The sequence below is a fragment of the Escherichia sp. KTE172 genome (assembly GCF_000408845.1).
GTDB classification, from domain to species: Bacteria; Pseudomonadota; Gammaproteobacteria; order Enterobacterales; family Enterobacteriaceae; genus Escherichia; species Escherichia coli.
The window spans coordinates 1,533,931-1,558,759 of the sequence record NZ_KE137316.1 but is presented as its reverse complement, the minus strand read 5'-3'; the positions used below and the strand labels follow the sequence as shown (position 1 = coordinate 1,558,759).

The following is a 24,829-nucleotide window of genomic DNA, read 5'->3' as shown; positions in this document are numbered from 1 at the left end:
GCCTGATAAGACTGTTTCAGGCATCATGGCCGGATGTGGCGTGAACGCCTTATCCGGCCACTCAGCTCACTTCTTCGGTTGATCCTTTTTCGGCCAGTCGTCGTCATCGTCCCACTTATCGTTGAAATCACGATGCGGGGGAAGCTCCGGCTTGTTGGCGAGAAATTTCTTATGGTCGACGCGCTTGAGATCTTTAATCACGTTCAGCAGGACGCCTACCAAAAAGACAATCACCAGAATCCACCAATATTTAGCCAGCCAGTCCATGCTTATTTCCTCTTGCAGAACCACTCATCAGGCGACGAGCTGTTCCATGATACGTTGATACATACGGGCAAGTAGCTGCAGGTCGGCAGCGTTCACACATTCATTAATTTTATGAATAGTTGCATTGACCGGCCCGAGTTCCACCACCTGCGCCCCCATGCGAGCAATAAAGCGCCCGTCGGACGTTCCGCCTGTGGTCAGTAGCTGCGGTTTAATTTCATTATAGTGCTCAACCGCGTTAACGACCGCATCCACCAGTTTACCGCGCGCGGTCAAAAATGGCTGCCCGGAAAGCCACCATTCCACCGTATAACGCAGTTGATGTTTTTCAAGCAGGGCAAGCACCTGCGCTTTGATCATCTCATCAGTCAGTTCGGTGCTGAAGCGGAAGTTAAACTGCACAAACAGTTCACCCGGAATAACGTTGTTACTGCCCGTTCCCGCCTGAATATTGGCAATCTGCATACTGGTCGCCGGGAAGAATTCATTGCCCTGATCCCACTCAATAGCCACTAATTCATTAAGGAAAGGTGCTGCGCGATGTACCGGATTGTCAGCCAGATGTGGGTAGGCAACATGCCCCTGCACGCCATGAATGGTGAGGTTGCAGGTTAACGATCCGCGACGACCATTTTTCACCACATCACCTACCACTTCGATACTCGACGGTTCGCCAACCAGGCAGTAATCGAGACGCTCATTACGTGCCATCAACGCTTCGACGACTTTTACCGTACCGTTATGGGCACTGGCTTCCTCATCAGAAGTGATCAGAAATGCCAGTCGACCTGCATGGTTGGGATGTTGTGCGACAAAGCGTTCTGCCGCTACCACCATCGCTGCCAGCGAGCCTTTCATATCTGCCGCACCGCGCCCGAATAACATGCCATCACGAATGGTGGGTTCAAACGGCGGATTGATCCAACGATCGGCGTCGCCAGGCGGCACCACGTCGGTATGCCCGGCAAAGGCCAACGTTTCACCTTGCCCACGCCATGCCCAAAAATTCTGCGTATCGGCAAAATCCATGCGTTCAACGGTAAAACCGATCGCCTGCAAACGTTCAATCAACAAAGCCTGACATCCTGCGTCATCAGGACTCAGGGAAGGGCGGCGAATAAGCTGTTGTGTCAGCTCAATAACCGGGCACGACATAGACTACACCTCATGGAAAAATTGCTGATAACTGGAATCACTGAAACCCAGCAGCATAGGCTTACCGGGCGTGCAGAGCAATGGACGTTTGATAATTGCAGGCATTTCAGTCATTAATGCCGCCGCAGAGGCCGCATCGATGATTTTATTGCGGGTGGTTTCGTCCAGTTTACGCCAGGTTGTACCACGGGTGTTGAGTAACGCTTCCCAGCCTAATTCGTTAATAAAACCGTTCAATAATTCGCTGTCCAGCCCATCGACGCGGTAATCATGAAAACGATAATCGATGTTATTGGCTTCCAACCAACGGCGAGCCTTTTTAATGGTGTCACAATTTTTGATGCCGTAAAGTGTAACCATAATGAATCCTTTTTCGATTTATGAGAATAAATACTCATTTAAGAGTGAAAACATTTTGCCTGCAAATGATTATCAGGAAATATAACATTATCGAAGTATTCAAATTAACAACTATTAAATAATATTAAACATTTTTAACGTAAACATTAAGAATATTCATCTTGTTATCTGTCTGTATTTTAACCAGAATTAAATCAGTATTAGATGCCGTATGAATATCTCGAAATGTTGCTGTGTATCACATACAAATCATCACCGCAGGACCATAGTATTTACATAAGGTTTGTCCCCCGGAGGTAGTCATCGCAGCAATCGAGTAAATTAGCTTCACCACGGTATATTGTTTCCGTAGAATACCCATAATTATAAGAGAGGTTGTTATGATTGAACGTGAACTGGGGAACTGGAAAGACTTTATCGAAGTTATGCTTCGTAAGTAATTCCTGAGACAAAGTACAAACAGCAAGAACCTGCTGAGCAGGTTCTTAATCGGAAAGTTGAAAAGGGCGACACATTGGCATGTCGCCTTTTTTATTGCTTATTCCGGGCGCGGCTTCAGCGGGAAGCGGCGGCGCACCAGCACAAAGAACAGCGGCACGAAGTAAATAGCCAGAATAGTGGCCGAAATCATCCCGCCCATTACGCCAGTACCCACCGCATGCTGACCACCGGAACCGGCACCCGTGCTGGTTGCCATTGGCAATACGCCGAAGATAAATGCCAGCGAGGTCATCAGAATCGGGCGTAAACGCTGACGGCAGGCGTGGAGCGTCGCTTCAAACAGGTCGTGGCCTTTTTGGTTCATCTCGTTAGCAAACTCGACGATCAGGATGGCGTTTTTCGCCGATAAACCAATGACCGTTAACAGGCCCACCTGGAAGTAAACGTCGTTTTCCAGCCCGCGCATCCAGGTTGCCAGCAGCGCGCCGATAACCCCCAGCGGCACGACCAGCATTACCGAGAACGGCACCGACCAGCTTTCATACAGCGCCGCCAGACACAGGAATACCACCAGCAAGGAAATGGCGTACAGCGCCGGAGCCTGCGCGCCGGAAAGCCGCTCCTGATACGACATCGCCGTCCACTCCAGACCAAAGCCGTTTGGCAGCTGCTTCACTAACGATTCCATAATATCCATCGCCGTACCGGTACTGACCCCCGGTGCGGCTTCCCCAACAATCTCAACTGCAGAATAACCGTTATAGCGTTCCAGACGCGGCGAGCCTGTCTCCCAGCGTGAGGTCGCGAAAGCAGAGAAGGGCACCATGCCGCCATCTTTATTTCGGACATACCAGAGATTGATGTCATCTGGCAGCATGCGATACGGCGCAGCTGCCTGCACATAGACTTTCTTCACGCGACCGCGATCCATAAAGTCATTCACATAGCTCGAACCCCAGGCGGTTTGCAGTGTGTCGTTAATATCGTCGATAGCAACGCCCAGCGCCTGAGCTTTACGCTGGTCGATATCAATCTGCAACTGCGGACTGTCGTCGAGGCCGTTATGGCGCACACGGGTTAGCTCCGGGTTTTCCGCTGCCAGCGCCAGCAACTGGTTACGTGCTGCCATCAGCGCCTCGTGACCCGCTCCAGCGTGGTCCTGCAACTCCATATCAAAACCTGCAGAACTACCAAGACCGCTAATTGCTGGCGGGCTGCTGGCGATAACGCGAGCTTCTTTAATCTTGTTAAACGCCTTCGTTGCACGCTCGATAATGGCAAACGAGGTGCCGGTCTTACTGTCGCGTTCGCTCCAGTCTTTCAGGCGGATAAACATTCTCGCCACGTTTTGCCCGTTACCCCCAGGGCCAGAACCAACAGTGGCAAACACCGACATGATGTTGTCTTTTTCATGGGTGAAGTAGTATTTCTCGATTTGCTCAACGACTTTCAGGGTCTGTTGTTGGGTTGAACCGCTGGGCAACTGTACCGAGGTAGTAAACATGCCCCGGTCTTCCAGTGGCAAGAACGACGTCGGCAAACGCAGGAACAGGAACACCATGCCGCCAAGCAGCAGGACATAAATCACAATCCAGCGCAGGCTACGGTGGAGAATTTTCGCCACCCCTTTTTCGTAGCGTTCGGCGTTGCGGTTAAACATCTGGTTAAACCAGGCAAAAAAGCCTTTTTGCCCGTGATGCTCACCCTTTTTCAGTGGCTTAAGTAGCGTGGCACACAGAGCCGGAGTGAGGATCATCGCTACCAATACTGACAGCACCATCGCCGCAACAATGGTAATAGAGAACTGGCGATAGATGGCACCGGTGGTGCCGCCGAAGAAGGCCATTGGTACAAATACCGCCGAAAGCACCATCGCAATCCCGACCAGTGCCCCCTGGATCTGCCCCATCGATTTACGTGTGGCTTCGCGAGGAGTGAGTCCTTCCTCACTCATAATACGTTCGACGTTTTCCACCACCACGATGGCGTCATCCACCAGCAGACCGATCGCCAGCACCATCGCGAACATGGTTAAGGTGTTGACGCTGTAACCGAAGGCATAAAGTACGGAGAAGGTTCCCATCAACACCACCGGCACGGCGATAGTGGGTATCAGCGTGGCGCGGAAGTTTTGCAGGAACAGATACATAACGAGGAAAACCAGAGCGATAGCTTCCAGCAGCGTTTTCACCACGTCTTCAATGGAGGCTTTAACAAACGAGGTGGTTTCATACGCCACCTTGTATTCCAGTCCGTGCGGGAAATACTGCGCCAGCTCGTCAAGACGATTGAGCACCAGCTCCGCTGTCGCCATTTCGTTCGCGCCGGAGGCCAGTTTTACCCCCAACCCGGAGGCTGGCTTACCATTGAAGCGGCTAAGATAATCGTATTTCTCCGCCCCCATTTCGACGGTGGCGACATCGCCCAGCCTTACCTCTGAGCCGTCCTGATTCACCCGCAAGGTGATATCGCGGAACTGTTCTGGTGTTTGCAGCAGTGACTGGGCGTTAATGGTGGCGTTGAGCGCCTGCTTATCGACGGAAGGCGTACCACCAAGTTGCCCAACCGCAATCTGCGCGTTCTGTGACTCAATGGCATCAGTGACATCTTTAGCCGTCATCTGGAAACTGTTGAGTTTCGCCGGGTCCAGCCAGATACGCATGGAATATTGCGAACCATAGGCATCGATATCCCCGACGCCATTCACGCGGCTTAACGGATCCTGAATATTACTGGCAACGTAATCGGCAATATCCTGTTTATCCATCGAACCATCGGTAGAGACGAAGGCAATGGTCAGAATGTTGGTATCGCCGGTTTTACGCACCGTCACGCCCTGATTTTGCACCGCCTGCGGTAACTTTCGCATGGCTGATTGCAGCTGGTTTTGTACTTGCTGCACGGCTTCGTCCGGATCGGTGCCTGCTTTAAAACTTAAAGTGACAGATGCCTGGCCGGTGCCACTGCTCTGAGACGACATATACATCAGATTATCGAGGCCGGTCATATTTTGCTCGATAACCTGGGTCACGGTGTTTTCCAGCGTCTGGGCCGATGCGCCGGGATAGTTAGCGGTCACTCGCACATTCGGTGGCGCGAGATCGGGGTATTGTTCAACGGGCAATGAAAAAATCGCCAGGGTACCTGTCAGACACAACAGGATTGCCAGCACCCAGGCAAAAATGGGGCGATCAATAAAGAAATTCGCCATTAAAAGAGGACCTCGTGTTTCTGCGTATCGTTGTAGGCTTGACTTGCTTCACTGTAGCGGCAAGGTACGAGCCAATCGTGGAGAAAAAAAGGAGTTAATGTAAATTATCATGCCCTTTTATACTGAACTTTAAGGGCCAGTATTCTTTGGTCAGTCGGAGGCATTACATCAGCTGACTTTCCTCACCCTCCGCGGAGCGAAAGCTAATACTCACTAACGTGCCGCCGCCGGAAGGTTGTGAAAAAGTCAGCGTCCCACCCAATCTTTCCGCGCGTTCGCGCATGATATTCAGACCATAATGGCCTTCGGGTTCTTTCGGTTCACCGATGCCAATCCCGTTGTCGCGAATATAGACTGTGTGATTGCCGTCCGGCGCGGTGACGCAGCTAACGGCGATTTCGCTGGCGTTGGCGTGCTTCATCGCATTCAGCACCGCTTCGCGAATAATTTGCAACAAATGCACCTGCATTTGCGCATCCAGCGCCAGGGTTGGCAGGCGGCAGTCGAGGGTCAGTTTAGCGCTGGTTTGATTTTGTAACGTATCCAGCATTTCCCTCAACGCGGAGGGGAGATCTGCCTGCTGCAGCGTCAGGCGGAAAGTAGTTAACAGCTCGCGTAACTGCCGATAAGCATCATTCAACGCCTGGGAAAAATCGGCCATGATACTTTGTGCGGTGGCGTTATCTTCCGGTATCGAACGCTTCAGTAACGTCAACTGGATACGTAAGTAAGAAAGTACCTGAGCCAGCGAGTCGTGCAATTCGCGGGCGATGGTCGCACGTTCTTCCATCAACAATAACTGCTGAAAATGCTTCTGCGCCTGATTAAAGTACAAACCGCGTCCCAGCATCGACGAAACACTGTTAAGCAGCGGTTCTGATGATGAAACGTGACTATTTTGCCAGTGCAGTTCGCCGTAAACCGTCTCTTGCATTGTCACCGGTAAAATCTGCATCGGCAATTCCAGGTTTGGTTGCCCTTCGCTAATCCGCCAGTTTTCACCGACATTTAACTCCAGATATTCAGCCGCTTCGTTGTCGCGCACAATCTGCAAAATATGGCGGAAACAATGCACATCAATCTGGCTGGTGTTCAGCGCCTGCGAACACTGATACAACACCTCCAGGCGACGCTTGGCCTCGTGGAGATCGCGGGTCTTTTCTTCTACTGACGCCTCCAGCGAACGGTACAATTTATGCAGCTCGCTCGACATCTGGTTAAAGGTTTTGGCAAGCAGGCCAAGCTCATTCGGCAGGCTGGTATCCAGCGGCGGCGAGTCGAACTGCCCGTGTTCAATACGCTGACTGGCGGTAACCAGCTGATTCAGCGGGGCAACCACCTGATGGCGTATGCGGCGCAAAGTAAAAAAGACCAGCGTGAAAATACCGATGCCGCCAGCCAGGGAAATCGCCACCACCAGCAGCATTTTGCGTTCAGCGTAGTGCTGTAAAGCCAGTACGAACAGGTCTATCTGATTAACATAATTATTAATATTGGCCTGATACCACGGTAAATCGCCCTTGCTGAGCCGATTATTCATCTCCAGCCAGTTGGCATTCAGATGCGCATAGCGGGTTTTTACTGCTTCTGGCACATACCAGACGTTGAGATTGGTTAATACCGGTGAATGCAGTGCCTGCTGAAATAACTGGCGATGTGCATTGAGTTGTGGACTGCCACTTTGCAAGTCGTAGCCCAGGCGGTAACTCTGCATACGCAGCGATCCGGCAATATTGATAGCCTCAGCGTCGCGCAAACTGCTCGCCAGAGTTAGCAGAGCGATACCCGTGGAAAGAATCGACAGCAGCACAATGTAAAAAAAGGCCCGGGCCAGACTGGCCGAGACGGGTCGTTTAACAATCACACGCGTCTTCTCCACAAAAAATCATTAATGTTCCAGTTCGCTGAAACGCAATTTAGTCAGTGATGGGATTATTTGATCTGCCACAGTTTATAGCGAAATAGTTACTTATTCTGGGCACATGAACATTGCCGATTCCCCTGTAAGTCGGGTAATAACAACACTCATATAAAGAATAAGGTTTTTACAACCAAAAAAGAAGGTCGTTATGAATCGTTTTATTATGGCCAACAGTCAGCAATGTCTGGGTTGTCATGCTTGTGAAATCGCCTGTGTCATGGCTCACAATGATGAGCAACATGTCTTGAGCCAACACCATTTTCATCCCCGAATTACGGTTATCAAACATCAGCAGCAACGTAGTGCAGTGACCTGTCACCATTGTGAAGATGCGCCCTGCGCCCGTAGCTGCCCTAATGGCGCAATCAGCCACGTTGATGACAGCATTCAGGTCAATCAGCAAAAGTGTATTGGCTGTAAATCCTGCGTGGTGGCCTGTCCGTTTGGTACGATGCAAATCGTCCTGACACCCGTCGCGGCGGGCAAAGTAAAAGCCACGGCGCATAAATGCGACCTTTGTGCAGGGCGCGAAAACGGTCCTGCCTGTGTTGAGAATTGCCCGGCAGACGCGCTGCAACTGGTCACTGACGCCGCACTCTCCGGCATGGCGAAATCCCGCCGCTTGCGCACCGCACGTCAGGAGCATCAACCGTGGCATGCCAGTACCGCGGCACAAGAAATGCCGGTAATGAGTAAAGTCGAGCAAATGCAGGCAACGCCCGCGCGCGGCGAGCCGGACAAACTGGCGATTGAAGCGCGCAAAACCGGTTTTGATGAAATTTATCTGCCATTCCGTGCCGATCAGGCACAACGGGAAGCCTCGCGCTGCCTTAAGTGCGGCGAGCACAGCGTTTGTGAATGGACCTGCCCGCTGCATAACCATATTCCGCAGTGGATTGAACTGGTGAAAGCCGGAAACATCGACGCCGCCGTCGAGCTTTCTCACCAGACCAACACCCTGCCGGAAATTACCGGACGCGTTTGTCCGCAAGACCGTTTGTGTGAAGGAGCCTGTACTATTCGCGATGAGCACGGTGCGGTAACTATCGGCAACATTGAACGCTACATTTCAGATCAGGCGTTGGCGAAAGGTTGGCGTCCTGACTTAAGCCATGTCACCAAAGTGGACAAGCGGGTGGCGATTATCGGTGCAGGTCCGGCAGGGCTGGCCTGTGCGGATGTTCTGACCCGCAATGGCGTGGCGGTGACGGTGTACGATCGCCATCCAGAAATTGGTGGCTTGCTCACTTTCGGCATTCCTTCTTTCAAACTGGATAAATCCCTGCTGGCACGCCGTCGGGAAATCTTCAGCGCGATGGGGATTCACTTCGAACTCAATTGTGAAGTGGGTAAAGATGTCTCTTTGGATTCGCTTTTGGAACAATACGACGCGGTCTTCGTTGGCGTAGGCACTTACCGTTCCATGAAAGCGGGTTTACCCAATGAAGATGCGCCGGGCGTTTATGACGCCCTGCCGTTCCTCATCGCCAACACTAAACAGGTGATGGGACTCGAAGAGCTACCGGAAGAGCCGTTTATCAATACCGCCGGACTCAACGTCGTGGTACTGGGCGGCGGCGACACCGCGATGGACTGTGTGCGTACCGCGCTGCGCCACGGCGCGAGTAACGTCACCTGCGCTTATCGTCGTGATGAAGCTAACATGCCAGGCTCGAAGAAAGAGGTGAAGAACGCCCGCGAAGAGGGGGCCAACTTTGAATTTAACGTCCAGCCGGTGGCGCTTGAGCTGAATGAGCAAGGTCACGTTTGCGGAATTCGTTTCCTGCGCACGCGTCTTGGCGAGCCGGATGCCCAGGGGCGTCGGCGTCCAGTGCCGGTGGAAGGCAGTGAATTTGTCATGCCAGCCGACGCGGTGATTATGGCGTTTGGCTTCAATCCACACGGGATGCCGTGGCTGGAGTCGCACGGTGTAACGGTAGACAAATGGGGCCGCATCATCGCGGATGTGGAAAGCCAGTACCGTTATCAGACCACGAATCCGAAAATCTTCGCCGGTGGTGACGCCGTGCGTGGTGCGGATCTGGTGGTTACCGCAATGGCAGAAGGACGTCATGCGGCACAGGGGATTATTGACTGGCTGGGGGTAAAATCAGTCAAATCTCACTGATAGCCTGCGCAGACAAACCCGGCTTCACAGCGTAAGATAATTGTTCATTTCGCGCTGTGGAGTCGGTATGACGCAACAAATCACCCTCATTAAAGACAAAATTCTCTCCGATAACTATTTCACCCTGCACAACATTACTTACGATCTCACGCGCAAAGATGGCGAAGTTATCCGTCATAAACGTGAAGTTTACGATCGCGGTAATGGTGCGACGATCCTCCTGTACAACGCGAAGAAAAAGACCGTGGTTCTGATTCGTCAGTTCCGTGTCGCTACCTGGGTTAATGGCAATGAAAGCGGGCAACTGATTGAAACCTGCGCCGGGCTGCTGGATAACGACGAACCGGAAGTGTGCATTCGCAAAGAGGCGATTGAAGAGACGGGCTATGAAGTGGGCGAAGTGCGCAAATTATTTGAACTGTATATGTCCCCAGGCGGTGTGACTGAGCTAATCCACTTTTTTATCGCCGAATACAGTGACAATCAGCGCGCTAACGCCGGTGGCGGTGTCGAAGATGAAGATATTGAAGTGCTCGAGCTGCCGTTCAGCCAGGCGCTGGAGATGATCAAAACCGGCGAGATACGTGACGGTAAGACGGTGTTATTGCTTAACTATTTGCAAACGTCACATTTAATGGACTGAAAAATAACAATAATATTTCGTTGTTTATTATTGGCTCAATCCGACAAATCCGATTGAGCCGCGCTACCTGCGCAACGAAGATACGACTTGTGCTGTTTGTTTGAACTTCTGGGGTCGTACCGTCCATGCGCTATCGCATTTTCCTTCTCTTTTTTTTCGCTTTGTTGCCGACGTCTTTGGTGTGGGCGGCACCAGCGCAACGGGCGTTTTCCGACTGGCAGGTCACCTGTAATAATCAAAATTTTTGTGTGGCGCGCAATACGGGCGATCATAATGGACTGGTGATGACCCTGAGCCGCAGCGCTGGGGCGCATACCGATGCCGTTTTACGTATTGAGCGCGGCGGGTTGAAGTCGCCGGATGCGTCGGAAGGGGAGATAGCGCCACGGCTGCTGTTAGATGGTGAGCCGTTGGCATTAAGTGGTGACAAGTGGCGGATTTCACCATGGTTATTAGTAACCGATGATACGGCAACCCTCACCGCGTTTTTGCAGATGATTCAGGAAGGGAAGGCAATCACCTTACGCGATGGCAATCAGACCATTTCTCTGAGTGGCTTAAAAGCGGCGTTGTTGTTTATAGATGCTCAGCAAAAGCGCGTTGGCAGTGAAACCGCGTGGATAAAGAAAGGGGATGAACCGCCGCTCAGCGTACCGCCCGCGCCTGCGCTGAAAGAGGTCGCGGTGGTTAACCCAACGCCGACGCCACTCTCACTCGAAGAACGCAACGATTTGCTGGATTATGGAAACTGGCGGATGAATGGTCTGCGCTGCTCGCTTGATCCATTGCGTCGAGAGGTAAATGTCACTGCGCTGACCGATGATAAAGCGCTGATGATGATTAGCTGTGAGGCAGGGGCCTATAACACCATTGATTTGGCCTGGATTGTGTCGCGTAAAAAGCCACTGGCCTCGCGCCCGGTTCGGTTACGTTTGCCGTTCAACAGCGGTCAGGAGACGAATGAACTGGAACTGATGAACGCAACATTCGATGAAAAATCGCGTGAACTGGTGACCTTAGCAAAAGGGCGCGGATTAAGCGATTGTGGCATTCAGGCGCGCTGGCGCTTTGACGGTCAGCGTTTTCGCCTGGTGCGTTACGCCGCAGAACCCACCTGTGATAACTGGCATGGGCCAGACGCCTGGCCCACGTTGTGGATCACCCGTTAAACAAAATCCCAGATGCGCCCCTAAAAAGCGCACGGACCGTCCCCTCGCCCCTCTGGGGAGAGGGTTAGGGTGAGGGGAACATACAGCATCCGGCGATCACCATCAGGCACCTTTCACTCCCAGCACCTTATGCGCTTTTGCCACAATATTCTCGGCGGTAAAGCCAAAGAACGGGAACAGCTTATCTGCCGGAGCAGATTCCCCATAGCCGGTCATCCCGACAATTGCCCCTTTCAGACCAACATATTTGTACCAGTAATCGGCGATGCCTGCTTCCACCGCCACGCGAGCCGCAACGTTAGAAGGCAACACCGACTCCCGATATTCCTCATCCTGGGCGTCGAAAATATCGGTCGAGGGCAGGGAAACTACGCGTACATTGCGACCTTCTCCCGCTAATTTCTCTGCCGCTTGCAGGGTGATTTCCATCTCTGAACCGGTGGCAATCAAAATAATATCTGGCTTACCGCCGCTGTCTTTCAGTACATAACCGCCACGAGCAATCTCTTTAACCTGATCCGGCGTACGTTCCACCTGGGCCAGATTCTGCCTGGAGAGGATCAGTGCCGTCGGTCCGTTGTGGCGCTCAACGGCCAGCTTCCAGCCCACCGCTGCTTCCACCTGATCGCACGGTCGCCAGGTGCTGAAATTTGGCGTTAAGCGCAGACTGGCCAGTTGCTCAACAGCCTGGTGCGTAGGACCATCTTCGCCCAGACCAATTGAGTCGTGGGTATAAACCATAATCTGCCGCGCTTTCATTAGTGCCGCCATCCGCGCGGCGTTACGGGCGTATTCAACAAACATCAGGAACGTCGCGGTATACGGCACAAAGCCGCCGTGGTGCGCAATGCCGTTGGCGATAGCGGTCATGCCAAATTCACGCACCCCGTAGTGAATGTAGTTGCCCGCCGGATCTTCCTTCAGCGACACAGAACCTTTCCAGATGGTCAGGTTGCTGGGAGCCAGATCCGCCGAACCGCCGAGCAGCTCCGGTAGCAAGGGGCCATAAGCGTTAAGCGTATTTTGCGAAGCCTTACGGGTGGCGATTTTCGCCGGATTCGCCTGTAATTCATTGATATATTTCTGAGTCGTTTTCTCCCAGTCCTTCGGTAAACCACCGCTCATCCGACGGGTAAACTCTTCTGCCAGTTGCGGATGGGCCTTTTTATAGGCGGCAAACTTCTCATTCCAGCTCTGCTGCGCTTTTTCGCCTTTTTCGCGGGCATCCCAGGCGTGATAAATCTCTTTAGGGATCTCAAATGGCGGATGGTGCCAGCCCAGTTTTTGCCGTGCCAGCGCCACTTCTTCTTCCCCCAGCGGTGCGCCGTGCGCCTCTTCCTTACCTGCTTTATTCGGCGAACCAAAGCCAATTACTGTGCGGCAGATAATCAGCGACGGCTTATCTTTCACGCTTTGCGCTTCAAGGATCGCTTTCTTCACCGCCTGCGGATCGTGACCGTCGATTTCATGGATCACATGCCAGTGATAGGCTTCAAAACGTTTTGCTGTATCGTCGGTAAACCAGCCTTCGGTTTCACCGTCGATGGAAATACCGTTGTGATCGTAAAAACCAATCAGCTTGCCCAGTCCCAGCGTGCCCGCCAGCGAACAGACTTCGTGGGAAATACCTTCCATCAGGCAACCGTCGCCCATAAACACATAGGTGAAGTGATCGACAATTTCATGATCCGGCTGGTTAAACTGCGCCGCCAGTGTACGCTCTGCTATCGCCAGTCCGACGGCGTTCGCCAAACCTTGTCCAAGTGGACCGGTGGTGGTTTCAACACCTGGCGTATAGCCAATCTCCGGGTGACCTGGGGTTTTTGAATGCAACTGACGGAAGTTCTTCAGTTCTTCCAGCGGCAGGTCGTAACCGGTCAGATGTAGCAAACTGTAGAGCAGCATCGACGCGTGGCCGTTGGAAAGAATAAAGCGGTCGCGATCATACCAGGTTGGGTCGGTGGGGTTATGTTTAAGAAAATCGTTCCACAGCACTTCGGCAATATCAGCCATGCCCATCGGCGCGCCGGGATGACCAGAATTGGCTTTTTGTACCGCATCCATACTGAGTGCGCGAATCGCATTGGCAAGGTCTTTTCGGGACATATAACACTCCGTGGCTGGTTTATAGTTTGGCGGCAAGAAGATCTTCCAGTTTGCGTTGATCAACGGCGAACAGACGAATGCCTTCAGACAGTTTTTCTACCGCCATCGCATCCTGATTGTGCTCCCAACGGAACTCCGCTTCGCTCATGGGAGCTGGGCGTGGGAAAGTCTGAGAAGGTGGGATTAATTTACGTACCACTGGCGAAACTTTTTCCTGCAGCTCCTTCAGCAAATTCGGTGCGATAGTCAGTCGATCGCAGCCGGTTAAGGCGAGGATTTGTTCGGTGCGACGGAAGCTCGCGCCCATCACAATGGTTTCATAGTGGTGTTGCTTATAGTAGTCGTAGATATTGCGCACCGATTTAACGCCCGGATCTTCTTCCACCACATACGGGTCCATCGGCTTGCGTGCCTGATACCAGTCATAAATACGCCCGACAAACGGCGAAATCAGAAAAACGCCTGCTTCTGCACAGGCCCGCGCCTGGGCAAAAGAAAACAGCAGCGTCAGGTTGCAGTTAATACCTTCTTTTTCCAGCTCTTCTGCCGCGCGAATTCCTTCCCAGGTCGAAGCCAGCTTGATCAGAATGCGTGATTTCTCAACGCCTTGTTGCTGATACAAGTCCACCAGATGGCGCGCCTTCTCAATACTCTTTTCTTTATCAAAAGAGAGGCGTGCATCAACTTCTGTTGACACGCGACCGGGTACGATTTTGAGAATTTCAGCACCGAAATTGACCGCCAGTTTGTCACACGCTGCGACCACCTGTTGTTCCTGGGTCTTGCCATTTTTTTTACCCCAGGCGATAGCATCGTCTATTAAATGCTCATATTGTGATAATCCGGCAGCCTTGAGTAACAGCGAAGGATTGGTGGTGGCATCCTGGGGATGATAATGGCGAATGGACTCAATATCGCCGCTGTCTGCCACGACAGTGGTGAACTGTTTGATGCCGTCTAACTCGTTCATAGGAAATACTCCTTGAAAAGTAAAGTGTTAGATGAGTGCGTTAATTCACACTTCTGAGAAATTTCGCTAAACGCATCAAAAAAGCATAGCAGACAGGCATGGTATTGCTGGATTAAGCAGGTAACATCAGTGTTATAGGATTATTACCAAAACATTATATTAATGGTGAGAGTTTGGACTTGCTCAAAGTCTGTAGACTCCGGCAGGGTAATAATGTGCGCCACGTTGTGGGCAGGGGCTGTTGCCCACACACTTTATTTGTGAACGTTACGTGAAAGGAACAACCAAATGGATGACCAGTTAAAACAAAGTGCACTTGATTTCCATGAATTTCCAGTTCCAGGGAAAATCCAGGTTTCTCCAACCAAGCCTCTGGCAACGCAGCGCGATCTGGCGCTGGCCTACTCACCAGGCGTTGCCGCACCTTGTCTTGAAATCGAAAAAGACCCGTTAAAAGCCTACAAATATACCGCGCGCGGTAACCTGGTGGCGGTGATCTCTAACGGTACGGCGGTGCTGGGGTTAGGCAACATTGGCGCGCTGGCGGGCAAACCGGTGATGGAAGGCAAGGGCGTTCTGTTTAAGAAATTCGCCGGAATTGATGTATTTGACATTGAAGTTGATGAACTCGACCCGGACAAATTTATTGAAGTCGTCGCCGCGCTTGAACCGACCTTCGGCGGCATCAACCTCGAAGACATTAAAGCGCCAGAATGTTTCTATATTGAACAGAAACTGCGCGAGCGGATGAATATTCCGGTATTCCACGACGATCAGCACGGCACGGCAATCATCAGCACTGCCGCCATCCTCAACGGTTTGCGCGTGGTGGAGAAAAACATCTCCGACGTGCGGATGGTGGTTTCCGGTGCGGGTGCCGCAGCAATCGCCTGTATGAACCTGCTGGTAGCGCTGGGTCTGCAAAAACATAACATCGTGGTTTGCGACTCAAAAGGCGTTATCTATCAGGGCCGTGAGCCAAACATGGCGGAAACCAAAGCCGCATATGCGGTGGTGGATGACGGCAAACGTACCCTCGATGATGTGATTGAAGGCGCGGATATTTTCCTGGGCTGTTCCGGCCCGAAAGTGCTGACCCAGGAAATGGTGAAGAAAATGGCCCGTGCGCCAATGATCCTGGCGCTGGCGAACCCGGAACCGGAAATTCTGCCGCCGCTGGCGAAAGAAGTGCGTCCGGATGCCATCATCTGTACCGGCCGTTCCGACTACCCGAACCAGGTGAACAACGTTCTTTGCTTCCCGTTCATCTTCCGTGGCGCGCTGGACGTTGGCGCAACCGCCATCAACGAAGAGATGAAACTGGCGGCGGTACGCGCGATTGCAGAACTGGCCCATGCGGAACAGAGTGAAGTGGTGGCTTCAGCTTATGGCGATCAGGATCTGAGCTTTGGTCCGGAATACATCATTCCAAAACCGTTTGATCCGCGCTTGATCGTTAAGATCGCTCCTGCGGTGGCGAAAGCGGCGATGGAGTCCGGCGTGGCGACGCGTCCGATTGCTGATTTCGACGTCTACATCGACAAGCTGACGGAGTTCGTTTACAAAACCAACCTGTTTATGAAGCCGATTTTCTCCCAGGCTCGCAAAGCGCCGAAGCGCGTCGTTCTGCCGGAAGGGGAAGAGGCGCGCGTTCTGCATGCCACTCAGGAACTGGTAACGCTGGGGCTGGCGAAACCGATCCTTATCGGTCGTCCGAACGTGATCGAAATGCGCATTCAGAAACTGGGCTTGCAGATCAAAGCGGGTGTTGATTTTGAGATCGTCAATAACGAATCCGATCCGCGCTTTAAAGAGTACTGGACTGAATACTTCCAGATCATGAAGCGTCGCGGCGTCACTCAGGAACAGGCGCAGCGTGCATTGATCAGTAACCCGACAGTGATCGGCGCAATCATGGTTCAGCGTGGCGAAGCCGATGCAATGATCTGCGGTACGGTGGGCGATTATCATGAACATTTTAGCGTGGTAAAAAATGTCTTTGGTTATCGCGATGGCGTTCACACCGCAGGTGCCATGAACGCGCTGCTGCTGCCGAGTGGTAACACCTTTATTGCCGATACATACGTCAATGACGAACCAGACGCAGAAGAGCTGGCGGAGATCACCTTGATGGCGGCAGAAACTGTTCGTCGTTTTGGTATTGAGCCGCGTGTGGCTCTGTTGTCGCACTCCAACTTTGGTTCTTCTGACTGCCCGTCGTCGAGCAAAATGCGTCAGGCGCTGGAACTGGTCAGGGAACGTGCACCAGAACTGATGATTGATGGTGAAATGCACGGCGATGCAGCGCTGGTGGAAGCGATTCGCAATGACCGTATGCCGGACAGCCCTTTGAAAGGTTCCGCTAATATTCTGGTGATGCCGAACATGGAAGCTGCCCGCATTAGTTACAACTTATTGCGCGTTTCCAGCTCGGAAGGTGTGACTGTCGGCCCGGTGCTGATGGGTGTGGCGAAACCGGTTCACGTGTTAACGCCGATCGCATCGGTACGTCGTATCGTCAACATGGTGGCGCTGGCTGTGGTTGAAGCGCAAACCCAACCGCTGTAATTCATTCTTAACTCTCACGCTTACCCTGAATATTCAGGGTAAGCGGTTTTCCTGAAATATATTAGTAAAGCTTATTACTGAGTTTACGAATAATAAAAAAAGCAGTATATGAAATATCTCGATATTATTTTATTTATATTCATGCGTCGCATATGAAAGTTTATTCATAACAGTAAATATCTCTCCATTCTTAGTGATCTACCTCACCTTTTAAACGCGCTTGCCGAATTTTGTTATTTACTCTGACGAAAAATTGTCACGATACACGAAAGTTTTTCACAGGCGGCGACTCATGGATAAAGAACGCATCATTCAGGAATTTGTGCCCGGTAAACAGGTCACACTGGCGCATCTCATCGCGCATCCCGGCGAGGAACTGGCGAAGAAAATCGGCGTTCCTGATGCGGGTGCAATCGGCATTATGACGCTAACTCCCGGCGAAACGGCGATGATCGCCGGTGATTTAGCACTAAAAGCCGCCGATGTGCATATCGGTTTTCTCGACCGTTTTAGCGGCGCGTTGGTGATTTATGGCTCGGTGGGTGCAGTAGAAGAAGCGTTATCACAAACCGTCAGCGGTTTAGGGCGTTTATTAAATTATACGCTTTGTGAAATGACCAAATGTTAATACGAGGCATTCATGAAACGAATTGCGTTTGTGGGTACCGTCGGGGCAGGAAAAACAACGTTATTTAATGCGTTGCAGGGAGATTATACCCTCGCCAGAAAAACGCAGGCCGTAGAATTTAATGATAAGGGTGATATTGATACGCCGGGTGAATATTTTAGCCATCCCCGCTGGTATCACGCCTTAATTACCACGCTACAGGATGTGGACATGCTGATCTATGTCCACGGCGCGAACGACCCGGAAAGTCGGTTGCCTGCCGGGTTGCTGGATATTGGCGTCAGCAAACGGCAAATCGCCGTCATCAGTAAAACGGACATGCCAGATGCTGACGTCACCGCAACGCGAAAGTTATTGCTTGAGACGGGCTTCGAAGAGCCGATTTTCGAGCTAAACAGCCACGACCCGCAAAGCGTGCAGCAACTGGTGGATTATCTGGCATCTCTCACCAAACAGGAGGAAGCAGGTGAAAAAACTCATCACAGCGAATGATATTCGTGAAGCACACGCGCGCGGCGAACAGGCAATGTCCGTGGTTCTGCGCGCCAGCATTATTACCCCGGAAGCCCGTGAAGTGGCAGAACTACTGGGTTTTACCATCACTGAATGTGATGAATCGACCCCGGTAACGGCGTCCGTTCCCGCCTGCGTGCCAGCCGATAAAACCGAAAGCCAGCGTATCCGCGAAACCATCATCGCCCAGCTACCGGAAGGCCAGTTTACCGAAAGCCTGGTCGCGCAGCTGATGGAAAAAGTGATGAAGGAAAAACAGTCACTGGAGCAGGGTGCAATGCAGCCGAGTTTCAAATCGGTTACCGGCAAAGGCGGCATCAAAGTGATTGATGGCAGCAGCGTCAAGTTTGGTCGTTTTGACGGCGCACAGCCACACTGCGTCGGATTAACGGATCTGGTCACCGGAGACGACGGCAGCAGCATGGCCGCTGGTTTTATGCAGTGGGAGAACGCCTTCTTCCCGTGGACCCTGAACTATGACGAAATCGACATGGTACTGGAAGGGGAACTGCACGTTCGCCACGAAGGCGAAACCATGATCGCCAAAGCAGGCGACGTGATGTTTATCCCGAAAGGCTCCAGCATCGAATTTGGTACGACATCCAGCGTGAAATTCCTGTATGTCGCCTGGCCGGCTAACTGGCAATCCCTATGAAAGATTTCATCACCGAAGCATGGCTAAGAGCGAACCATACGCTCAGCGAAGGCGCAGAGATCCATCTCCCTGCGGACAGTCGCCTGACGCCCTCTGCCCGGGAGCTACTGGAAAGCCGCCATCTGCGCATCAAGTTTATTGACGAGCAGGGCCGCCTGTTTGTTGACGATGAACAGCAGCAGCCGCAGCCCGTTCACGGGCTGACCAGTAGCGATGAACATCCGCAGGCGTGCTGCGAACTGTGCCGCCAGCCGGTGGCAAAAAAGCCGGACACTCTGACTCACCTGTCGGCGGAAAAAATGGTCGCCAAAAGCGATCCGCGCCTCGGTTTTCGCGCTGTTCTCGACAGCACCATTGCGCTGGCAGTGTGGCTGCAAATTGAACTGGCGGAACCGTGGCAGCCGTGGCTGGCGGATATCCGTTCGCGTCTTGGCAACATTATGCGTGCCGATGCGCTGGGGGAACCGCTGGCCTGCCAGGCGATTGTCGGGCTTTCTGACGAAGATCTGCATCGGCTTTCTCACCAGCCGCTGCGCTATCTTGGTCACGATCATCTGGTGCCGGAAGCCAGCCACGGGCGCGATGCTGCGTTGCTCAATCTGCTACGCACCAAAGTGCGGGAAACCGAAACCGTAGCGGCGCAGGTGTTTATAACCCGCAGTTTTGAAGTATTACGCCCGGACATCTTGCAGGCGCTGAACCGCCTTTCGAGCACGGTCTACGTGATGATGATCCTGAGCGTAACGAAGCAGCCTCTAACGGTGAAGCAGATCCAACAACGACTGGGGGAAACGCAATGATTATTGAACGTTGTCGTGAACTGGCGTTGCGAGCGCCCGCCAGAGTGGTTTTTCCGGATGCGTTAGATCAACGTGTGCTGAAAGCCGCGCAATATTTACATCAACAAGGTCTGGCAACGCCCATTCTGGTCGCCAATCCGTTTGAACTTCGTCAGTTTGCGCTCAGTCACGGCGTGGCAATGGACGGGCTACAGGTGATAGATCCGCATGGCAACCTCGCAATGCGGGAAGAATTTGCCCATCGCTGGCTGGCCCGTGCGGGCGAAAAAACGCCGCCGGATGCGTTGGAAAAACTCACCGATCCGCTGATGTTCGCTGCCGCAATGGTCAGCGCCGGGACAGCGGATGTCTGTATCGCGGGCAATCTCTCTTCCACGGCGAATGTGCTGCGTGCCGGATTACGCATTATTGGCTTACAGCCAGGCTGTAAAACGCTCTCCTCCATTTTCCTGATGCTGCCACAGTACAGCGGTCCGGCGTTGGGTTTTGCCGATTGCAGCGTGGTGCCACAGCCGACGGCGGCACAACTGGCGGATATCGCGCTTGCCAGCGCCGAAACCTGGCGCGCCATCACCGGAGAAGAGCCGCGCGTGGCGATGTTGTCGTTTTCCAGTAACGGCAGCGCCCGTCACCCCTGCGTTGCCAACGTCCAGCAGGCGACAGAAATCGTCCGTGAGCGCGCGCCGCAGTTGGTAGTCGATGGCGAGTTGCAGTTTGACGCCGCCTTCGTGCCGGAAGTGGCGGCGCAAAAAGCGCCTGCCAGCCCGCTACAAGGCAAGGCCAATGTGATGGTTTTTCCGTCGCTGGAAGCCGGAAATATTGGCTACAAAATCGCACAACGACTCGGCGGATATCGTGCCGTCGGGCCATTGATACAAGGACTTGCCGCGCCGATGCACGATCTCTCTCGTGGTTGTAGCGTGCAGGAAATTATCGAGCTGGCGCTGGTGGCAGCTGTGCCGCGTCAGACAGAAGTGAACCGCGAAAGCAGTTTACAAACACTGGTTGAATGAACGGTCCCGTTCTGGACCCTGATAAAGAGGAAAGCACAATGGAAGCATTAGGAATGATCGAAACCCGGGGCCTGGTTGCACTGATTGAGGCTTCTGACGCGATGGTGAAAGCTGCGCGCGTCAAGCTGGTTGGTGTTAAGCAGATTGGCGGCGGCCTGTGTACTGCCATGGTTCGTGGTGATGTTGCAGCCTGTAAAGCCGCGACCGACGCAGGTGCTGCAGCGGCACAGCGTATCGGCGAGCTGGTATCTGTACACGTTATCCCGCGTCCGCACGGCGACCTGGAAGAAGTCTTCCCGATCGGCCTGAAAGGCGATAGCAGCAACCTGTAATCACCCTGTGTGACGTCGATTCGGGCGTCACGCTCTCTCCTTTTTCAGTTTACCTTCCGCGGAGGGTAGGGGCAGCTTTTACCTGAAATACGCCACGGAGGCGGGTATGAAACTGGCAGTCGTCACTGGACAAATTGTTTGTACCGTACGCCATCACGGACTGGCGCATGACAAATTGCTGATGGTGGAAATGATTGATCCACAAGGTAATCCTGACGGGCAATGCGCCGTCGCCATCGACAATATTGGCGCGGGAACCGGGGAGTGGGTGTTGCTGGTGAGTGGCAGTTCCGCCCGCCAGGCGCATAAAAGCGAAACGTCACCGGTCGATCTGTGCGTGATTGGCATCGTCGATGAGGTGGTGTCTGGCGGTCAGGTAATTTTCCACAAATAAGGCAGAACATCATGAATCAACAGGATATTGAACAGGTGGTGAAAGCGGTACTGCTGAAAATGCAAAGCAGTGACACGCCGCCCGCCGCCGTTCATGAGATGGGCGTTTTCGCGTCCCTGGATGACGCCGTTGCGGCAGCCAAAGTCGCCCAGCAAGGGTTAAAAAGCGTGGCAATGCGCCAGTTAGCCATTGCTGCCATTCGTGAAGCAGGCGAAAAACACGCCAGAGATTTAGCGGAACTTGCCGTCAGTGAAACCGGCATGGGCCGCGTCGAAGATAAATTTGCCAAAAACGTCGCTCAGGCGCGCGGCACACCAGGCGTTGAGTGCCTCTCACCACAGGTGCTGACCGGTGACAACGGCCTGACCCTGATTGAAAACGCACCCTGGGGCGTGGTGGCTTCGGTGACGCCTTCCACTAACCCGGCGGCAACCGTAATTAACAACGCCATCAGCCTGATTGCCGCGGGCAACAGCGTCATTTTTGCCCCGCATCCGGCGGCGAAAAAAGTCTCCCAGCGGGCGATTACGCTGCTCAACCAGGCGATTGTTGCCGCAGGCGGGCCGGAAAACTTACTGGTTACTGTGGCAAATCCGGATATCGAAACCGCTCAACGTTTGTTCAAGTTTCCGGGCATCGGCCTGCTGGTGGTGACCGGCGGCGAAGCGGTAGTAGAAGCGGCGCGTAAACACACCAATAAACGTCTGATTGCCGCAGGTGCTGGCAACCCGCCGGTAGTGGTGGATGAAACCGCTGACCTCGCCCGTGCAGCTCAGTCCATCGTCAAAGGCGCGTCTTTCGATAACAACATCATTTGTGCCGACGAAAAGGTACTGATTGTTGTGGATAGCGTAGCCGATGAACTGATGCGTCTGATGGAAGGCCAGCACGCGGTGAAACTGACCGCAGAGCAGGCGCAGCAGCTACAACCGGTGTTGCTGAAAAATATCGACGAGCACGGAAAAGGCACCGTCAGCCGTGACTGGGTTGGTCGCGATGCGGCGAAAATCGCGGCGGCAATCGGCCTTACAGTTCCGGAACAAACGCGACTGCTGTTTGTAGAAACCACCGCAGAACATCCGTTTGCCGTGACCGAACTGATGATGCCGGTGCTGCCCGTCGTGCGCGTCGCCAACGTGGCGGATGCCATTGCGCTGGCGGTGAAACTGGAAGGCGGTTGCCACCACACGGCGGCAATGCACTCGCGCAATATCGAGAACATGAACCAGATGGCGAATGCCATTGATACCAGCATTTTCGTTAAGAACGGACCGTGCATTGCCGGGCTGGGGCTGGGCGGGGAAGGCTGGACCACCATGACCATCACCACGCCAACCGGTGAAGGGGTAACCAGCGCGCGGACGTTTGTCCGTCTGCGTCGCTGTGTATTAGTCGATGCGTTTCGCATTGTTTAAGGAGTAACAGATGGCGCACGACGAACAATGGCTGACCCCACGTCTGCAAACGGCGGCAACGCTGTGTAACCAGACGCCTGCCGCGACGGAATCTCCGCTGTGGCTGGGGGTGGATCTGGGCACCTGCGATGTGGTGTCGATGGTTGTCGACCGCGACGGTCAGCCGGTGGCGGTATGCCTCGACTGGGCTGATGTGGTCCGCGACGGCATCGTCTGGGATTTCTTCGGTGCGGTCACCATTGTTCGTCGCCATCTCGACACCCTCGAGCAGCAATTCGGTCGCCGTTTTAGCCATGCGGCGACCTCTTTTCCTCCAGGTACGGACCCGCGTATTTCCATCAACGTGCTGGAATCTGCCGGACTGGAAGTGAGCCATGTGCTGGATGAGCCAACCGCAGTTGCGGATCTGCTGCAACTGGACAACGCCGGTGTAGTGGATATCGGCGGCGGCACTACCGGCATTGCCATCGTGAAAAAGGGCAAAGTGACGTACTCGGCGGATGAAGCCACCGGCGGACATCACATCTCTCTGACTCTCGCCGGAAATCGCCGTATTTCGCTGGAAGAGGCAGAGCAGTACAAACGCGGTCACGGTGACGAGATTTGGCCTGCGGTGAAACCGGTGTACGAAAAAATGGCGGACATTGTCGCCCGGCATATTGAAGGGCAGGGCATTACTGATTTATGGCTGGCGGGCGGCTCCTGTATGCAACCGGGCGTGGCGGAACTGTTTTGCAAACAATTCCCGGCGTTACAGGTGCATCTACCGCAGCACAGTTTGTTTATGACCCCGCTGGCGATCGCCAGTAGCGGGCGAGAGAAAGCGGAGGGGATCTATGCAAAATGAATTGCAGGCCGCGCTCTTTCAGGCGTTCGATACCCTGAATCTGCAACGGGTAAAAACATTTAGCGTTCCACCGGTGACGCTTTGCGGTCCGGGCGCGGTGAGCAGTTGTGGGCAGCAAGCGCAAACGCGTGGGCTGAAACATCTGTTCGTGATGGCAGACAGCTTTTTGCATCAGGCAGGGATGACCGCCGGGCTGACGCGTAGCCTGGCCGTTAAAGGTATCGCCATGACGCTCTGGCCATGTCCGGTGGGCGAACCATGCATCACCGACGTGTGTGCAGCCGTGGCGCAGTTGCGTGAATCAGGCTGTGAGGGGGTGATTGCGTTTGGCGGCGGCTCGGTGCTGGATGCAGCAAAAGCCGTGGCGTTGCTGGTGACGAACCCGGATAGCACGCTGGCAGAGATGTCAGAAACCAGCGTTCTGCAACCGCGCCTGCCGTTGATTGCCATTCCAACGACCGCCGGAACCGGCTCTGAAACCACCAACGTAACGGTGATTATCGACGCGGTGAGCGAGCGCAAGCAGGTGTTAGTCCATGCCTCGCTGATGCCGGATGTGGCGATTCTTGACGCCGCATTGACCGAAGGTGTGCCGTCGCATGTCACGGCGATGACCGGTATCGACGCGTTAACTCATGCCATTGAAGCGTACAGCGCGCTGAACGCCACACCGTTTACCGACAGCCTGGCGATTGGCGCTATTGCGATGATTGGCAAATCGCTGCCGAAAGCGGTGGGCTACGGTCACGACCTTGCCGCGCGCGAGAGCATGTTGCTGGCTTCATGTATGGCGGGAATGGCGTTTTCCAGTGCGGGGCTTGGGTTATGCCACGCGATGGCGCATCAGCCGGGGGCGGCGCTGCATATTCCGCACGGTCTGGCGAACGCCATGCTACTGCCAACGGTGATGGAGTTTAACCGGATGGTTTGTCGTGAACGCTTTAGTCAGATTGGTCGGGCGCTGCGAACTAAAAAATCCGACGATCGTGACGCTATTAACGCGGTAAGTGAGCTGATTGCGGAAGTCGGGATCAACAAGCGGCTGGCAGACGTGGGCGCAACCACCGGACATTACGGCGCATGGGCGCAGGCCGCGCTGGAAGATATTTGTCTGCGCAGCAACCCGCGTACCGCCAGCCTGGAGCAGATTGTCGGCCTGTACGCAGCGGCACAATAAATGCCGGATGCGACGCTTGCTGCGTCTTATCCGGCCTACAGGATTGCACATGTAGGGCGGATAAGGCGTTCACGCCGCATCCGCCAGTGGCGCGGTGCAATTGCCGGATGCGACGC

At 53.6% G+C, this 24,829-nt stretch carries 22 protein-coding genes; 15 read left to right on the top strand and 7 right to left on the bottom strand.

The features are described from left to right. Positions 1-66: 66 nt before the first annotated feature. From G434_RS16200 to G434_RS16210, 3 genes are read right to left on the bottom strand one after another with little or no spacing between them, the layout of a single operon-like run. Positions 67-267, bottom strand: a complete 201-nt coding sequence (locus G434_RS16200; RefSeq protein WP_000383836.1) for a YpfN family protein — start codon at positions 265-267, stop codon at positions 67-69. A 27-nt stretch (positions 268-294) separates the two neighbouring features. Further along, the gene (dapE, locus tag G434_RS16205) at positions 295-1,422 is read right to left on the bottom strand and encodes a succinyl-diaminopimelate desuccinylase (protein ID WP_001277792.1); all 1,128 of its coding nucleotides are present in this window, start codon (positions 1,420-1,422) and stop codon (positions 295-297) included. Between the two features lie 3 nt (positions 1,423-1,425). After that, positions 1,426-1,782: an ArsC family reductase gene (locus tag G434_RS16210; protein ID WP_000258243.1), complete on the bottom strand. Its 357-nt coding sequence runs from the start codon at positions 1,780-1,782 to the stop codon at positions 1,426-1,428. 380 nt (positions 1,783-2,162) lie between these two features. On the opposite strand from G434_RS16210, the gene ypfM reads away from it, so the two are divergent. Continuing rightward, positions 2,163-2,222, top strand: a complete 60-nt coding sequence (gene ypfM, locus G434_RS29045) for a protein YpfM (RefSeq protein ID WP_001386977.1) — start codon at positions 2,163-2,165, stop codon at positions 2,220-2,222. Between the two features lie 98 nt (positions 2,223-2,320). Here ypfM and acrD read toward each other — a convergent pair whose 3' ends face one another. Beyond that, entirely contained in the window at positions 2,321-5,434 is a 3,114-nt protein-coding gene (gene acrD / locus G434_RS16215) for a multidrug efflux RND transporter permease AcrD (protein WP_001273148.1), read from the bottom strand. A 163-nt stretch (positions 5,435-5,597) separates the two neighbouring features. Next, positions 5,598-7,298 (bottom strand): nitrate/nitrite two-component system sensor histidine kinase NarQ, encoded by a 1,701-nt coding sequence (gene narQ, locus G434_RS16220; protein WP_001309642.1) that lies wholly within the window; start codon positions 7,296-7,298, stop codon positions 5,598-5,600. Positions 7,299-7,503: 205 nt separating this feature from the next. On the opposite strand from narQ, the gene aegA reads away from it, so the two are divergent. The 3 genes from aegA (at position 7,504) to G434_RS16235 (ending at position 11,295) form a co-directional block, all read left to right on the top strand. Continuing rightward, positions 7,504-9,483, top strand: a complete 1,980-nt coding sequence (gene aegA / locus G434_RS16225) for a formate-dependent uric acid utilization protein AegA (protein WP_001078843.1) — start codon at positions 7,504-7,506, stop codon at positions 9,481-9,483. Positions 9,484-9,550: 67 nt separating this feature from the next. Further along, a complete protein-coding gene (gene nudK / locus G434_RS16230) occupies positions 9,551-10,126 on the top strand; it encodes a GDP-mannose pyrophosphatase NudK (RefSeq protein WP_000193711.1) in 576 nt (191 codons plus the stop codon). A gap of 125 nt (positions 10,127-10,251) precedes the next feature. Next, positions 10,252-11,295 (top strand): DUF1176 domain-containing protein, encoded by a 1,044-nt coding sequence (locus G434_RS16235; RefSeq protein ID WP_001270537.1) that lies wholly within the window; start codon positions 10,252-10,254, stop codon positions 11,293-11,295. A 102-nt stretch (positions 11,296-11,397) separates the two neighbouring features. Here the strand turns inward: G434_RS16235 and tkt are convergent, their stop codons facing one another. Both tkt and tal read right to left on the bottom strand, forming a co-directional pair. Then, complete coding sequence (gene tkt / locus G434_RS16240; protein ID WP_000087308.1) at positions 11,398-13,401, bottom strand: transketolase; 2,004 nt, start codon at positions 13,399-13,401, stop codon at positions 11,398-11,400. Between the two features lie 19 nt (positions 13,402-13,420). Continuing rightward, positions 13,421-14,371, bottom strand: coding sequence for a transaldolase (gene tal / locus G434_RS16245; RefSeq protein ID WP_001003709.1), 951 nt, complete (start codon positions 14,369-14,371; stop codon positions 13,421-13,423). A gap of 288 nt (positions 14,372-14,659) precedes the next feature. Here tal and maeB point away from each other — a divergent pair, with 288 nt between their 5' ends. The 11 genes from maeB to eutG all read left to right on the top strand — a co-directional run bounded on the left by maeB (position 14,660) and on the right by eutG (position 24,713). Next, positions 14,660-16,939: an NADP-dependent oxaloacetate-decarboxylating malate dehydrogenase gene (gene maeB / locus G434_RS16250; RefSeq protein WP_000342643.1), complete on the top strand. Its 2,280-nt coding sequence runs from the start codon at positions 14,660-14,662 to the stop codon at positions 16,937-16,939. A gap of 292 nt (positions 16,940-17,231) precedes the next feature. Further along, entirely contained in the window at positions 17,232-17,567 is a 336-nt protein-coding gene (gene eutS / locus G434_RS16255) for an ethanolamine utilization microcompartment protein EutS (RefSeq protein ID WP_000356955.1), read from the top strand. Between the two features lie 12 nt (positions 17,568-17,579). After that, positions 17,580-18,059 (top strand): ethanolamine utilization acetate kinase EutP, encoded by a 480-nt coding sequence (eutP, locus tag G434_RS16260; protein ID WP_000820773.1) that lies wholly within the window; start codon positions 17,580-17,582, stop codon positions 18,057-18,059. After that, the gene (eutQ, locus tag G434_RS16265; RefSeq protein ID WP_000733932.1) at positions 18,034-18,735 is read left to right on the top strand and encodes an ethanolamine utilization acetate kinase EutQ; all 702 of its coding nucleotides are present in this window, start codon (positions 18,034-18,036) and stop codon (positions 18,733-18,735) included. Before eutP ends, eutQ begins: the two co-directional genes overlap by 26 nt. Further along, positions 18,732-19,535 (top strand): ethanolamine utilization cob(I)yrinic acid a,c-diamide adenosyltransferase EutT, encoded by an 804-nt coding sequence (gene eutT / locus G434_RS16270; protein ID WP_000651289.1) that lies wholly within the window; start codon positions 18,732-18,734, stop codon positions 19,533-19,535. Before eutQ ends, eutT begins: the two co-directional genes overlap by 4 nt. Then, positions 19,532-20,548 carry a phosphate acetyltransferase gene (gene pta / locus G434_RS16275; protein WP_000582992.1) on the top strand — a complete coding sequence of 339 codons (1,017 nt, stop codon included), beginning with the start codon at positions 19,532-19,534 and terminating at the stop codon, positions 20,546-20,548. Before eutT ends, pta begins: the two co-directional genes overlap by 4 nt. Positions 20,549-20,586: 38 nt before the next feature. Then, positions 20,587-20,880, top strand: coding sequence for an ethanolamine utilization microcompartment protein EutM (eutM, locus tag G434_RS16280; protein ID WP_000387713.1), 294 nt, complete (start codon positions 20,587-20,589; stop codon positions 20,878-20,880). Between the two features lie 106 nt (positions 20,881-20,986). Then, positions 20,987-21,274 carry an ethanolamine utilization microcompartment protein EutN gene (eutN, locus tag G434_RS16285; protein ID WP_000762196.1) on the top strand — a complete coding sequence of 96 codons (288 nt, stop codon included), beginning with the start codon at positions 20,987-20,989 and terminating at the stop codon, positions 21,272-21,274. Between the two features lie 11 nt (positions 21,275-21,285). After that, entirely contained in the window at positions 21,286-22,689 is a 1,404-nt protein-coding gene (locus G434_RS16290) for an aldehyde dehydrogenase family protein (RefSeq protein WP_001075682.1), read from the top strand. 10 nt (positions 22,690-22,699) lie between these two features. Beyond that, positions 22,700-23,536 carry an ethanolamine utilization protein EutJ gene (eutJ, locus tag G434_RS16295; RefSeq protein WP_000929723.1) on the top strand — a complete coding sequence of 279 codons (837 nt, stop codon included), beginning with the start codon at positions 22,700-22,702 and terminating at the stop codon, positions 23,534-23,536. Further along, the gene (gene eutG, locus G434_RS16300) at positions 23,526-24,713 is read left to right on the top strand and encodes an ethanolamine utilization ethanol dehydrogenase EutG (RefSeq protein WP_001178767.1); all 1,188 of its coding nucleotides are present in this window, start codon (positions 23,526-23,528) and stop codon (positions 24,711-24,713) included. The genes eutJ and eutG overlap by 11 nt, the downstream gene beginning before the upstream one ends. The last annotated feature ends 116 nt before the right edge of the window (positions 24,714-24,829 follow it).